This is a genomic window from Roseburia sp. AM16-25, from assembly GCF_003473825.1.
Taxonomy (GTDB): domain Bacteria; phylum Bacillota; class Clostridia; order Lachnospirales; family Lachnospiraceae; genus Pararoseburia; species Pararoseburia lenta.
In genome coordinates, this window is the sequence record NZ_QUCW01000003.1 from 254,837 (window position 1) to 269,806 (window position 14,970).

General features: G+C 36.5%; 13 protein-coding genes. All 13 read left to right on the forward strand.

The features are described 5' to 3' along the window. The first annotated feature begins 38 nt into the window (after nt 1-38). The gene (locus tag DW183_RS08525) at nt 39-242 is read left to right on the forward strand and encodes a tyrosine-type recombinase/integrase (RefSeq protein WP_330416379.1); all 204 of its coding nucleotides are present in this window, start codon (nt 39-41) and stop codon (nt 240-242) included. 277 nt (nt 243-519) lie between these two features. Continuing rightward, complete coding sequence (gene rffA / locus DW183_RS08530) at nt 520-1,650, forward strand: dTDP-4-amino-4,6-dideoxygalactose transaminase (RefSeq protein ID WP_118281574.1); 1,131 nt, start codon at nt 520-522, stop codon at nt 1,648-1,650. A 10-nt stretch (nt 1,651-1,660) separates the two neighbouring features. After that, nucleotides 1,661-2,872: an ATP-grasp domain-containing protein gene (locus DW183_RS08535; protein WP_118281575.1), complete on the forward strand. Its 1,212-nt coding sequence runs from the start codon at nt 1,661-1,663 to the stop codon at nt 2,870-2,872. After that, entirely contained in the window at nt 2,869-3,840 is a 972-nt protein-coding gene (locus DW183_RS08540; RefSeq protein WP_243069548.1) for a glycosyltransferase family 2 protein, read from the forward strand. The genes DW183_RS08535 and DW183_RS08540 overlap by 4 nt, the downstream gene beginning before the upstream one ends. After that, complete coding sequence (locus DW183_RS08545) at nt 3,821-4,789, forward strand: hypothetical protein (RefSeq protein ID WP_118281576.1); 969 nt, start codon at nt 3,821-3,823, stop codon at nt 4,787-4,789. Before DW183_RS08540 ends, DW183_RS08545 begins: the two co-directional genes overlap by 20 nt. Nucleotides 4,790-4,794: 5 nt before the next feature. Then, nucleotides 4,795-5,835, forward strand: coding sequence for a 4-hydroxy-2-oxovalerate aldolase (locus DW183_RS08550; RefSeq protein ID WP_118281577.1), 1,041 nt, complete (start codon nt 4,795-4,797; stop codon nt 5,833-5,835). Nucleotides 5,836-5,868: 33 nt separating this feature from the next. Beyond that, nucleotides 5,869-7,275, forward strand: coding sequence for a lipopolysaccharide biosynthesis protein (locus DW183_RS08555; RefSeq protein WP_118281578.1), 1,407 nt, complete (start codon nt 5,869-5,871; stop codon nt 7,273-7,275). A gap of 1 nt (nt 7,276) precedes the next feature. Next, the gene (locus DW183_RS08560) at nt 7,277-8,392 is read left to right on the forward strand and encodes a glycosyltransferase family 52 (protein WP_118281579.1); all 1,116 of its coding nucleotides are present in this window, start codon (nt 7,277-7,279) and stop codon (nt 8,390-8,392) included. A 17-nt stretch (nt 8,393-8,409) separates the two neighbouring features. Next, nucleotides 8,410-9,144 (forward strand): 3-deoxy-manno-octulosonate cytidylyltransferase, encoded by a 735-nt coding sequence (locus DW183_RS08565; protein WP_118281580.1) that lies wholly within the window; start codon nt 8,410-8,412, stop codon nt 9,142-9,144. Further along, nucleotides 9,134-10,690, forward strand: coding sequence for an aldolase catalytic domain-containing protein (locus tag DW183_RS08570; RefSeq protein WP_243069549.1), 1,557 nt, complete (start codon nt 9,134-9,136; stop codon nt 10,688-10,690). Before DW183_RS08565 ends, DW183_RS08570 begins: the two co-directional genes overlap by 11 nt. Continuing rightward, nucleotides 10,683-11,204, forward strand: coding sequence for a KdsC family phosphatase (locus DW183_RS08575; protein WP_118281581.1), 522 nt, complete (start codon nt 10,683-10,685; stop codon nt 11,202-11,204). The genes DW183_RS08570 and DW183_RS08575 overlap by 8 nt, the downstream gene beginning before the upstream one ends. A gap of 67 nt (nt 11,205-11,271) precedes the next feature. Next, complete coding sequence (locus DW183_RS08580) at nt 11,272-13,320, forward strand: hypothetical protein (protein ID WP_118281582.1); 2,049 nt, start codon at nt 11,272-11,274, stop codon at nt 13,318-13,320. A 54-nt stretch (nt 13,321-13,374) separates the two neighbouring features. Further along, nucleotides 13,375-14,943 (forward strand): hypothetical protein, encoded by a 1,569-nt coding sequence (locus DW183_RS08585; protein ID WP_118281583.1) that lies wholly within the window; start codon nt 13,375-13,377, stop codon nt 14,941-14,943. The last annotated feature ends 27 nt before the right edge of the window (nt 14,944-14,970 follow it).

Genomic DNA, 14,970 nt, shown 5'->3' on the forward strand with positions numbered 1-14,970 from the left:
GGTCTGTGTAGATAAGAGTACCTTCTATATATGAAAAGATTTTGAATAGGCTAGAAATTCCCTACCGTAATTTCCACTGCCTCAGACACACATTTGCTACAAGGTGTGTTGAAAATGGCGGTGATTATAAATGCGTCAGTGAAATACTTGGGCATAGTTCTATCAAAATCACCATGGATCGCTACGTACATCCCAGAATGGAGCAGAAAAGAGAAATTGTGGAAATGCTATGTAATTCATAAACAATATGATTTTATACGAAAAATTGTTGATAATTTGAAAGAGAATGCTATAATATAAGCACAATTGAAAAGCGATAGTTTTTATAGGGTGTGTCCATAATGATATGGCACTCCTTATTTTTTGTGAATATTACATTAGAAAAGGGAAATCAGACATCATGGAAACTCCATTGTTAGCTGATTTTTTCAAACTAGACAAAATACGACAATAATAGTATAGTAGATATGACCTTATTGGTTTTCAATGAGGTCAGTTTACCCTGAAAGAGAGAAAATTATGATTAATTTTAATGTACCGCCTCATGTGGGAGACGAAGAAAAATATATTGCCGAGGCGATTGGCAATCATAAAATATGCGGTGATGGACCTTTTTGCAAAAGATGTGCAAAGTGGTTTGAAGATACTACAGGAACAGAAAAGGCGTTACTGACGACTTCTTGTACACATGCGACGGAGATGGCAGCAATTTTGGCAGATATTCAGCCGGGAGATGAAGTCATCATGCCGTCGTATACTTTCGTGTCGACAGCAGATGCTTTTGTATTACGTGGAGCAAGAGTCAAGTTTGTAGATATTCGACCAGACACGATGAATATAGACGAGACATTGATTGAGGATGCAATTACAAAAAAGACAAGGGCAATTGTACCGGTTCATTATGCAGGTGTTTCCTGTGAAATGGATACAATCATGGATATTGCACGTAGACATAATTTGTTGGTTATAGAAGATGCAGCGCAAGGTGTCATGAGTACATATAAGGGGAAAGCTCTTGGTACGATTGGTGACTTTGGATGTTATAGTTTCCATGAAACAAAGAATTATAGCATGGGTGAAGGTGGACTTTTATTAATCAAAAATCCAGATTATATAGACCGAGCAGAAATTGTACGTGAAAAAGGAACGAACCGAAGCAAGTTCTTCCGTGGACAGATTGATAAATATACATGGGTAGATGCAGGCTCGTCTTATCTGCCAAGTGAACTCAATGCAGCATATCTCTGGGCGCAGTTGGAGAAGGCGCAGGAAATTTATGATGATCGCATGAACAGTTGGAATCAGTATTATGAAATGCTGAAGCCGTTGGCAGAGGCGGGATATATTGAGTTACCATATGTTCCGGAGGAATGTATACATAATGCACATATGTTTTATATTAAGGCGAAGGACTTGGAAGAGAGAACAAAACTGATCGAGTATTTAAAAAACCATGGCGTTGGAGCAGTGTTCCATTATATTCCGCTGCACAGTGCACCGGCAGGCAGAAAGTTTGGTCAATTTGTGGGACAAGATAAGTACACGACCAAGGAAAGTGAAAGACTTATGAGGTTACCAATGTATTATGGCTTGAAAGAGAATGAAATAGATAAAGTGATTGAGTTGATATCTGCATTTTATCAGAACTGAGAGGAATTATATGAGTAAAATTATGGTTATAGCCGGTGGAGATTGGCAAATTGAACTTATCAAAAAGGCAAAACAGATGGGGCATTATGTTATTTGCTCTAATTTATACGAGGATTCACCAGCCTTTCCTTATGCGGATGCATGTGAAGTGGCAAATGTGTTAGATAAGGAAAAAAATCTTCAAATTGCGCAGAAATATCAGCCGGATGCGGTGATCTCTGATCAGAGTGATATAGCAGTACCAACCGTTGCTTATGTAAATGAAAAAATGGGCTTACGAGGCATCGGTACAGACAAGGCAGATATTTTTACAGATAAAACACTGATGCGTCAGAGATGCAAAGAAGCAGGTCTGCCAGTGCCGGATTTTAAAATTTGTAAAACGCTGGATGATGCATTAGAAATGCTGAACAAACACAAGAAAATTATCATAAAGCCAATTGATAGCCAATCTAGTCGAGGTGTCTATACAATTACAGACGAAAAAAAATTGAGAGATAAATTTGATGATACAATGTCATATTCAAATCGACGAAAAGAAATTCTTGCTGAGGAATATATTGGCGGAGATGAGTTTACCATTGATGGACTTGTAGTGAATGGAACACATTATCCTTTATGTATTTCAATAAAGGAAATGTATAAAGAAAATCCTAATGTTTCTAAAGTACAGACATATACATATAGTCATCCGGTATATGATTATGAATTATTACGGAACACGAATAAGGCACTGGTTGAAAGCATTGGTCTGCCGATGGGATTGACTCATTCAGAATACAAATTTTATAAAGGTAAGTTTTATTTGATAGAGGCTGGCGCAAGGGGAGGCGGAAGCAACCTTTCAGGGAAAATCGTACCATATATGTCAGGCGTTGATAATTATGAGTATCTGATAAAAGAAGCATTGGGGCAGAGTGTTGATCAGAAGGCACTGGATCAGTTACATTTGCCAGAACAGCGATGTGTTGTTATGCGCTTCTTTGATTTTGGAGAGGGAATTGTACAGAAAATACATGGGAAAGAATATTTAGCACAACATGCGAACGTCCTTGATTATCAGTTGGAGATCCATGAAGGAGATCGATTAGAGAATCCAAAGTATGGACGATTGAGACCGGGGCATTTCATTGTAGGGGCAGATTCCTATGATGAAGCACAGAAATTAGCACAAGACATTTTGAATAATGTATATGTGACTTTTGAGGAGCAAAAAGGGTGAAAAGAGAATTAGTGAGTTTTGTGATCCCGTGTTACAATTCTACAAATACCTTAGAGGATGTTGTATCTCAAATAGAAGATGTTATGTGCCAGAAATTATCACAATATGAATATGAGATTATTCTGGTAAATGATTGCTCGCCAAATGGGACAACCTACCCAAAAATATGTGAGATTGCTACTGGAAATACACATGTTAAAGGCATCAATCTTGCACGCAATTTTGGACAACCGTCGGCTGTAATGGCAGCATTAAATCACGCTAAAGGTGACTACGTGGTGTGCGGTGATGATGATGGGCAGACGCCATTTTCAGAATTACCGCGTTTGTTTGAAAAAATTGATGAAGGATATGATGCGGTCGAAGCAAGGTTTATTGAACATGAAAAGCGTTCTTGGTTCAGAAAATTTGGAACGTTCATGAATGAAAGTATGCAATCCTGGCTTATTGATAAACCGAAGGGGGTTGTTTTAACAACCTTTTGGCTGGTAAAGAGATTTGTAGTTGATGAGATGTGCAAGTATCCTAACTCACATCCTTATTTGGGCGGTTTAATCCTGAGAAGTACAAGAAATGTATGCAATGTTGATGTGAAGAAAAATGAACGCCTTCGAGGCAAATCAGGATATAACCTAAAAAAGATGGTAGAACTTTTCTTAAATGGCTTTACAACTTTTTCGGCGAAACCATTACGAGTTACGATGTTTTTGGGCTTATTTGTAGGATTTATGGGGCTGATTTGCGGCATAGTGACGATTGTTCGCAAATTAATTGATCCGGCGATAAGTGCTGGTTATAGTTCAATGATGGCTGTGATTTTAATACTATTTGGTATTTTGTTTGTCATGTTGGGAATATTTGGCGAGTATATAGGGCAGACATATATAGCGCTTAATCAGGCACCACAATATGTTATCAGAGATAAGATTAATTTCGAAGAGGAAGTAGATGGTGAAAAGAAAGCATAGTTCATATGGTGGATTTCAACCATTAGAATTAAAACAAGGACAAGCGTATTATTCGGAAGATAAATATAATTTGCTGAAATATAACTCGGCAAAAGTAGGAATCGATATATTGATAGAAAAGGAACATATACAGAAAATATTCGTTCCTTTTTACTTATGCCCAAATGTATGTAGGGAAATTGAAAGGCATGACTTGGAGGTTGAGTATTACTCAATAGATGATAATCTACTTCCGATCATAGAACGAGCCGAGGAAGAAGACTGGATTTACATTGTTGATTATTTTGGAGTAATGGATACCAAGGTAGATAAGTATATCAGTGAGCATCCAGAGCAGCATTATATTGTTGATAATTGTCATTCCTTTTATCACAAGCCCAATGTAGGAGACAATTATATATATTCATGTAGAAAGTTTTTTGGTGTTCCGGATGGGGCTTATCTTATAACAAACGCTGTTATTGCTAGTCAGCCACGCCTTGTGTGTAATGCCAAGCAAGCGGGATATTTATTGACTTGTCTGGAAGAAGGAACCAATGCCTGTTATCAGGGAAAAAAGAAGATGGATCAATATATTGCAGAACGATATGAAGGAATGTCTCTTTTGGCGGATGCAATCATGCAGAGTATTGATTATGAAAGTGTAAAGCAACGACGGCGAATGAATGCACAGGTATATGAGGAGAGATTTAGAAAAATCAATCGTATTTCCGTTGAGCCAGAGAGTATACCCTATATTTATCCATTAAACATAGGAAAAAACATAAAAAAGGAATTGATTGAGAATAAAATTTTTGTGCCAACTTTATGGGATCAATGCGGCGATGAAAAATATAAAGAAACATGGGAGTATGATCTGACGAAGAATACAATATTTCTTCCTGTAGATCAAAGATATGATGAGGAGGATATCCGCTATATTATTTCTGTAGTGGAGTCATTAATTTAGAAATTATGAAAATACTTGATACAACAATCCGCGATGGCAGTTATGCAGTTGATTTTCGATTTACGTGTAAAGATGTTGAGCATATTTGTTCAAGATTAGAAAAATTAAATATTGAATATATAGAAATAGGGCATGGACAGGGACTGAATGCAAGTTCTCAGGAACATGGCTATGCTTTGCATTCGGATGAAGAGTATTTAAAAGCAGCAAAGTCAGTTGTAGGAAAATCAAAAATAGGATTTTTCTGTATTCCGGGTATAGCGCGTCTGGAAGATTTGGATATGGCAAGGCAAGGTGGGTGCGATTTCGTACGTATCGGTGTTAATGCAAATATGCCGGAACAAGCAGGCGAATTTATCAAGCATGCAAAAAACCTGGGCTTGATAATAATGGTCAATTATATGAAGACATATATTGTATCGCCGGAAGAATTTGCAAAAAATGCATTGTGGGCACACGAGCAAGGGGCTGAATGTGTGTATATCGTAGATTCGGCGGGCAGTATGCTGCCGGATGAATTGAGACGCTATTATGAGGAAACAAGAAAATTAACAAATGTGAAATTGGGATTTCACGGGCATAATAATTTAGGGCTTGCTGTCTCAAATAGTATATATTGTGCAGATCTTGGATTCGATATGATCGATACGTCTATGCAGGGACTGGGACGGAGTTTGGGAAATGCATCTACAGAAATGACGATAATGGCATTGAAGAAAAAAGGATATGATCTTGACGTAGATATCCCGCGCTTATTGGAATATGGTTATGTTTCACTGCGAGATATTACGGATGGCAAGGTACAAAATCCGCTGGATTTGATTTGTGGATACGCAGGCTTTCATTCCAGTTATATTAAGGATATTTACAAGTGTTGTAATGAGAAGAATGTAGACCCACTGCGACTTATTTTAGCATATAGTGAGGTGGATCAACGAGATATGGATTATAAGAAACTGTGCGATATTGCTGAAAAATTGCCAGAGGATTTAGAGGATAACCCATATACGTTTAGAGAGTATTTTTCGAGTCGATACATCGACTAATACAGTGTTTGAAGTAATAGAAAGGTTTAGATATTGAGAGAAAAAAAGATCAATCCATTCGTAAAGGCATCTGTGGTGTATTTTATAGCGACTGTTATTGGTCAAGGCATGACATTTCTGGGGATTATTGTTTTTACTCGCTTGATGAGTCAGGCTGATTACGGGAATTACAGTACCTATTATGCATATGTTTCAATTTTTACGGTGCTGATAGGAGCAAACCTTTTCTATGCCTTAAATAATGCGTATATAGATAAAAAGAATGAAATTAAGGAATTTCGAAAATCGGTATTGATTTTATCTACCATTATTATGGTTATTATGTTGCTGATCGCCTTGATAGTTGGCTGTGCAGTAACGCACCAATTCTCAAGTTTTACGGTCATCATGGGGGCGTTGCATTCTTATGGTTTTTTCCTGATTAATTATCGGATGTATTCTGCCAATATGGAAAACGACTATAAGACTAAAAAATGGCTTTTGGCATTACCGTATGCATTGCAATTTTTAGTAGCCTTAATTTTTGTTTTAGTGTTTCCTGATATGTCATATGAAGCAAGGATTATTGGAAGTGTGTTGGGCGTTGGAGTAATAGCAGCCATAGCATATATCGAAATCATGAAGTGTGAAGGCAAACTTATAGTCCTAGATTATTGGAAGTATGCTTTAGGAATTGCATTACCCACAATTATCATGTCAATATCATATATGTTGATGCAACAATGTGATAAGGTAATGATTACCAATCTTTGTGGTGCAGAGGAAACGGCGGTTTATTCGGTTATTTACTATTTGGGGTACGCTTTGATGGCTGTTGACCAAGCGGTAGCACCAGTGCGTCAGGCATGGATATTTAGAAAATTAGACAAGAAAGATACATCTGAGACGTACATTTTGCAAAAATGGTATTTGGTCATAATTGCTATTCTGGCAAGTGTCTTGATTTTGGCAGGACCAGAAATAGTAAGAATCATTGCCCCGAGAGACTATTGGAAATATGAATATATTGTTCCGTTTGTATTAAGCGCCTGTATGATGGTGCTGTATCGATTTTACACAGAAATATTGTTATTTTATAAAAAAAATCTATGGTTGTCAGCAAGTGTGTTGGGTGGGGCGATCATTAATATTATATTAAATGTACTGTTAATCCCGCGATTTGGTGCAGTGGCGGCATGTTATACAACCGTTGTTGCATATGGAGTGATTTTTGCTATAACGAAAATGATTGCAAATATGCAGGCAAAAAGATTGTATGCGAACAGATTTTTTGCTAGTTTTATAGCGTACTTGATTGTTATTGCAACGATTTATTCATTGTTGGTAAATCATATACTGGGACGTTATGTTGTTTTAATCGTATTATTTGTTATGTTCGTAATATATATGTTGCGCTACAAAAGAGAGTGGAAAAGTTTTTTGGGCAATAGAGAGGCATAAAATGAGTAAGGGCTTGGCGGTAATATATGACCCGCATAATTTATATCAATTTGTGTGGTATTATTGTAATCATGGAAAACAGAAAAAGTGGGATGCATTAAGTTTACCCAATGGAGGAAGAGGGGAATATATGCATTCATTCTGTGAAGACACTGGAATCTTTGAACATGTTTATCGGAGCGATAATGATTTTTCGGTCATGGAAGCAAAGAAAAAATGTGTAATCGTTGCTCAGATGTTTGTGAATTGTATATTGGGAAAACAAAAGGATTTTTGTAAAAAAATGCTAAACCAATACGTGGATTTGTCGGAATATGATGAAATTGTTGTCATTGCAGATGTGGGCATCATATCTGGGGCGTGTGTTGTACTGGGCGAGGAGAAGGAAGTCGTTATATTGGAAGATGGTATAAATGACTATAGCATCCGTCCTAGATGGATACCTAAAACAAAATTATTTTCGACATATATGTGGCAGGGCTTCATTTTGGCTAGGATGGGATATTGTAGTCCGGGATGGTTTGCTTTTGATGCAGATAGGTTCTGCATTAAATATTGCAGCCAGCCTGATAAAATGAAATATAGAAAATATAAAGAAATGCGGCAATTATATGCAGAACAGGGAACAGATTGGAAACTGTTTCAAGAAATCTTAAGAAGGATGTATCCGGCGCTTGAAAATTATGATTTAGATGCGGCTGATGCTGTGTTATTTACCCGACCATTAGAAGATTATGTGCCGGAGACGGACAAATATCAAAAAAAATTAGAGGATTATATTAACAAGAAATATAGCAATATTATCTTAAAGAAGCATCCACGTGAGTGCGGCAAATATGAATTCTCAGAAAAGATCAATGTGCAGGAAATTGATAATGCAATCCCAGCGGAGGCATTATTATCGTATTTGAAGGGAAAAGATATTTTAATAGTAACGCCAAGTGCGATTATCATGTATATGAAAGCGTATAATTTGAAATGCAAGATTATTACGTTTGCAGGGCTATATGAGGACAGTTTGAGTAGCAATTCAAATTATAAACCACTTACTGATAACGAAGTAGTGGAATTTGGAGAGACGTTTGCACAAAATTTCTATGAGGTCATTAATTTATAGAGGTAAGGAGGATAAATATGAAAGTATTAGGAGTAATCCCGGCTCGATATGCATCAGGAAGAATGCCGGGGAAACCATTGGCTGATATTTGCGGAAAACCAATGATTTGGTGGGTATATCAGGCTGCCATCAAGAGTAAGGATCTTTACGACGTTGTTGTTGCTACAGATGACAAGAGGATATATAAAGAATGCGAAAAGTGGCATATCAATGTAGTTATGACGAGAAATGATCATGATACACCGACATCACGTTTGTATGAAGTATCAACGATGATTGATGCGGATCTATATTTGATGTTGATGGGGGATGAGCCATTGATCAATTATGAAAGTTTCTCATTAATTATTCCTGAGAAGTTAAAGGAGTATTATGTGGCGGTATTGACTAACATAATTGATAAACCATCTGAAGTCATTGATTTTAGTAACCAAAAATGTGTTACAAATGCTAAGCGAGATGTTTTAATGATCTCTCGTAGTCCAATCCCATATCCAAAGGGAACATTAGATTTTGATTATGAAAAAGTGACTGGTATACAACTTTTTTCAAAGAAAGCATTACAATTTTATGACGAAACTGCCAAATCGGTTTTGGAAATTGCAGAAGAAAATGATCTGATGCGGTTTGTAGAAAATGGAATCACAGTAAAGGCAATACAATCAACATATAAAACTGTATCAGTAGACACCCCGAAAGATTTGGAATTAGTTAGAACAATAATTAGTGAGAGAGAAGCATATGATGCATAATGATTTAAAGTTATTAGATTGTACGCTCCGGGATGGAGGGTATATTAATGATTGGCACTGGGGATATCATCAGGCAAGGGCAATCATTCGTTTTTTGACAAAGGCGAAGATGGACTTCGTGGAGGTTGGCTTCTTACGAAATGTGGACAATTATGATGAAGATGTTACAGTGTGCAATACTATTGAAGAATTAAATAGGCTGTTGCCTAAAAATCCGGGTAATACTGTATATACAGCCATGGCGATGCAAAGTAATTATGACATCAATAAACTGAGTGAATATTCTGGAACGGGAATTGAAATGATTCGTGTAACGGCTCATGATTATGATATCGTAGAAGGCATGGGATTTGCACAAACGGTCAAAGATAAGGGGTATAAACTGTCAATCAATCCAATTAATATTATGGGATATACAGATGAAAAGATATTATGGATTATTGAACAGGTTAATAAAATCCAGCCTTATCAGTTTTCAATCGTTGATACGTTTGGAAGCATGAAAAGAAGAGACTTAGATAGAATAGTAAGTTTGGTCGATAATAATCTGGACAAAAATATTCGTGTAGCGCTTCATTTACATGAAAATATGGCACTTAGTTGTAGTTTGGCGCAAAAATTTGTTGATAAGCATTTGGCAAGACCGGTTGCCATTGATGGAAGTTTGATGGGGATGGGAAGAATACCGGGAAATCTGCCGATAGAACTGATTGCAGATTATTGTAATGAGTATATGGATAAGGTATATGATATTGACTTTTTACTAGATGCCATACAAGAGTATATTGCACCGATAAAAGGTAAGACAGAGTGGGGCTATACACCGGCCTATTTTTTGTCAGCGAGATTTAATGTTCATCGTAATTATGCAGAATACTACTTACAAAAGGGAGACTTGACGCATAGAGATATGGATCACATTCTTGCTGGCTATGATAGAAGTAAGGCAACCGCATTTGATGAAGAGTATGCTGAGTTAAAATATAATGAATATAAAAATCAAGTAATTGATGATAAAGAGGATTTCCAATATTTACAGCATATTTTGAGGGAAAAAAAGATTTTGGTATTGGCACCGGGAAGTTCTATTCGTTCTGAAAAGAATTATATAAGCGATTATATTGCAAAGGAACAAGTGGTAACGATAGCAGTCAACTTTGTGCCGGAAGATTTTGAAGCGGATTATATTTTCTTTAGTAATTCAAAACGTTTTTCACAGGCAGCAGATACTGCGGCAAACCTTATCATAACATCTAATATTGAAACGGATAAAAAGGCGATTAAATTAAATTATAATGTCCTTTCGAGTTCGTTTGATCAAGGATGTAATAGTATGGTTATGTTAATCAAATTGTTAAAGGATATAGGAGTATCAGAAATTGCCGTAGCGGGAGCAGATGGCTATGTAGAAGGAGAACGCAATTACTACAAGACATCTTTGAGAAGTACAGCAGAGAGATCAGGAAATTATAACGTGGCAGTACACAATGCCATTCACCGAATTGGAATGAAAGTTAATTTTATAACGAGGTCGCTTTATGAGTAAAGGAGGAAAAATCCAATTATTAGTCATAGATGTTGATGGAACGATGACTGATGCGGGGATTTATTATGATCAAAACGGAAATGAACTGAAAAAGTTCTGCACCAAGGATGCAGCTGGATTTTTTGCAGCAAAAAAATCGGGAATAGAAATAATGGTTTTGACGGGGAGAGAGTGTGCGGCAACCCAGCGGCGAATGGAGGAGTTGAAGGTTGATTATCTGTATCAGAATGTTAGAAACAAAAAGGAGTTTCTAACAGAATTTATAGAAAAACATCATCTTAACGGAGAAAATATTGGATATATAGGGGATGATTTAAATGATCTGGCGCCAATGCAATTGTGTGGATTTATTGCTTGTCCATGTAATAGTTGCCAGGAGATTAAAAATATAGCGGATTATGTTAGCCCTGTTAAAGGTGGGGAAGGTGCAGTACGAGATATTATTGAACACTTTTTAAATGAGGCTGGTATATGGGAAAAACTGATTACAGAGATATATGATGTGGGACGATAAAACTTTTATCAAAGATATGCAGGTGTATTGACAAATCGGTGCAGTGCAATAAAAAGGTCTTAAGTATATGGGAAAATGTTTAAATAGAAAGATAATAGCAAGTGGTTTCACCATCAATAATTCTGTTTGGGAGAAACAAGGAAGAAAGAATTGCCCAGAAGAAAATAGAAAAAATCTCATTGTGTCGTTACTATATAATGTCTGCTTTCTAAGTATTATCCTCTTGTGTCTTCAGATTCGATATGAAACAAATGATGATTTGTCAATGGCAACCATTGCTAATATGGGAGAGGAACATTTAATTTATATCAATATTGTTATAGGTTATTTGTTGAAATTTTTATGGAACATATCTGCGGTAATTCCGTGGTATCCACTTTTAGAAGTCGTGAGCATTTTTTTTGCCAATGTTTTTATCGAGTATGTATTATTACGAAACATAAATAAGAACGTCATTAAAAAAATCATAGTTCTTTTTGTTGGTGCAGGTTTTTCCTACTTTTTCTATACACAACTACAATTTACAAAAGTAGCTGGCATACTTTTGGTAGCGGGAATTTTACTGGTTGTGGATAACCTGATGAGCAATGAAATCAACATAATAGAGATTGCAGTTGCATTCATGCAATTGACTATGGGCATTATGTATAGAAGATCATGTTTTTTTATGATTATTTGGGCGATGCTACCTTTGATCTGTATATGTTTCATTTATCTGCTGACACAAAAAAATATCAAAAAAATTATTGGCGCTTGTTGTTTGGGTATAACAGCACTTTTTTTGTTTTGGGGATTAAAGCAGATAGACACTCATAGTTATTCAACTCCGGAATGGCAAGATTATACAGAATATAATTCTGTGCGAGGGCAGTTGTTGGATCATGGATTTCCTGACTATGAAGAAAATCAAGAGGTATATAAGCAGTTAGGCATGCAAAAGGAGGATGTGCAATACTATAGTAACTGGAATTTTGCAGACCCGCAGATCTTCAATGTGGAATCTATAAGTAAGTTGGTTGCTTTGCAGCAGGATACCAAAGAGCAAATGGTAGACAAAAAAGATTTTGTCCGAGTACTTACTACAGGATATACCAAATATGGATGGATGCCATTGTTCCTAATTTCTTTTTTGATGCTGGCCTTTATTAAAGGAAAAGAAAAGTATTTTCTGGGAGCACAAATATTAAATTTTATTCTCATCCAGTGGTATCTTTATGCTATTTTGAATCGCTACTTGCAACAGAGGGTGGATATATCAGTTGCATTTGCAATAGTATGTGTCAATCTTTGGGTGATTATAAAAAATTGTGGAAATTGTTCAAAAGAGAAATGTATTGGTCTCATAACAATCTGCAGTGTGCTTATTACAACTTATATCGCGAATTCGTATGAATATATTCAATATGACAATGAAGACAGTGATTATTCCGCAGGGATGATGGAGGATGATGAACATTTATATTGCAACTTGGTTAATGGATCAAAAGATGAAATCATAAACGACATATGGTATCGTTCAGGAAAATTAGCAAAGAAAAAGCATACGATGGCGATGGGAGGAACGACAACCTATATTCCGTGGGATGCGGAAGCAATGAACAATTTTTCTATTGTAAATCCGTATGAGCAATGTATAGATAATGAACAAGTGTATATTGTTGGAGAAAATATGATAGATGCAACAGTAGCATACATACAAAGGCATTATAATATGGGGGCATACGCTTGTTTGGTAAAAAAAATAGATGGACGGGCAGTTTATAAAATTAGGACAGACCAATTTGATTTAAATATCGAGAATATGATTTATAACTCAGAAGAATTGAAAAGTAAGGAGTCATATGAGATAAACAATCAGACCTGTAAACTGGTGTTAGAGGCATACTTACAAGGAGAAAATTCCTATTTGGGCGAAGGATATGCAGAGATACAATATGCTGATGGGACAAGCCGGATATATCAGATGACGCAGTATACAAACGATGAATATGATAAAAATTCAAAATATAGATACTCAAAATACCTTTTAGATGCAGACTATATAAATGGTATGACTGTAAATTATTACTATAAATATCATAATCAGGTTTATTACATCAAGACTGTAGTTCTATAAAATCGGAAATAGTACGTGTTGAATAACACGATACGGGATATTGTGAGAAATATTATGAAAAAAGAGTTAATAATAAATAAAGCAAAACAATTATACAGCAAGCCGCAGGCAAGATCATTGTTACTAAATGTGCTTGCCCTTGTTGTCGTGTTATTGATTGGGGCACCACATTATGAATATGATATGGATGTGATGATGCAGGCACAACTATTTAATATTAGTGGGGCTTGGTCTACGGGAATGATCGTATTTAGCAATATATATGTGGGGCGTTTCTTGAAGTTGCTTTGCGAGTTTATGACAGGTGTAAATTGGTATACCGTATTTCAGTATGTGCTGACATTCATGGCACTCTGGAAAATAGGGCAACTATTTTTGAAAAGGAATTTTTCACGAATTGCAAACCTGACCTTTCTGATCTTTGCTTTGTTTATAGGGTATGAATGTTATATTTGCCCAAGTTACATGAAAACGGCTGCAATATTAAGTGTGAGTGCTTTATATGTGTGCTGGGGAATACTTGTAGGAGAATTTACTCAGAAACGCTGGCTGCAGCATTTTTATATTGGGGTGGCATTATTGTTGGCAGGCTTAATCAGTTGGAAAGCCTTGTTATTAAGCGGAAGCCTGACGATCGTATATATTATTCTGTATATGCTTGTTAGAAAGGTGAAAATTGATAAAGAACTGGGCAAAGAATTATGGATGCCATTTGTCAGTGCATTGGTTCTGCTTGTCATTTTGCAGGCACTGGACTATAGGGAATATCAGAAAACGGATGATTGGGCGCAGGTAAACCAGTACAGAAGTGCTGTGGAACAGGTGGGAATGTTTAGAGCACCGACCTATCGGGCAGATCTGGGGGAAAAATTAGAATTACAGGAATATCAATATAATATACTGGTAGATGGTCATTATATTACTTCTGAATGGAGCGCCTTTGAAAAATTGGAAGAGTTGACCCAAGCGGGGCATGATCTGTCAGGAAAGAATATTTTGCGTTTTATGCGAACCGTTCCGGTGAGTTTGATTCAGGTCAGTATGTTCTATGGGATGTTCGTATTGTGGTTGTTGCTCTTTTTTTCACATATGGATAGAGAGAAGGTCATGTTGGCAGCAACCGTTATTGTCACAGGTTTAGGCTATCTCATTATGTTTATTTTAGCATCTTGCAGTACATCCATGGTTCATTTCCTGATTTTATTACCGGTGGGAATATGCGCATTGATGAATGGCAATGATATGCAGGCGACCAAGGAAGAAAGACGCAGCGCCTTGATCTATCTGGTACTGGGAACAATCGTTTTATATCAGGGTATGGGAAGCAGTATTATAACAGTAACAAATAAGGAAAATATCAACGAAGATTTGACACGGACAGTGGAAGGATTAGGACAACCGTGGCATGCTGTTTGCTTGAATGAGTATTTGAAATCCTATTCTGCTTTCTGCCGTTATGATGAAGGCTTGATCGCAGATAAGAATTTAGTTGTGATCGATGGTGCGTATACGTTGATACCGCTTTACAATATATGTACCTGCCCGGCGGGCTGGAACGTTGATCAGCCGATAGACAATGTCAATATAGGAGACGATTTCATGATATGGATGCATGTAATGTAACAGATAAGAAAATACAAAACCGAATAT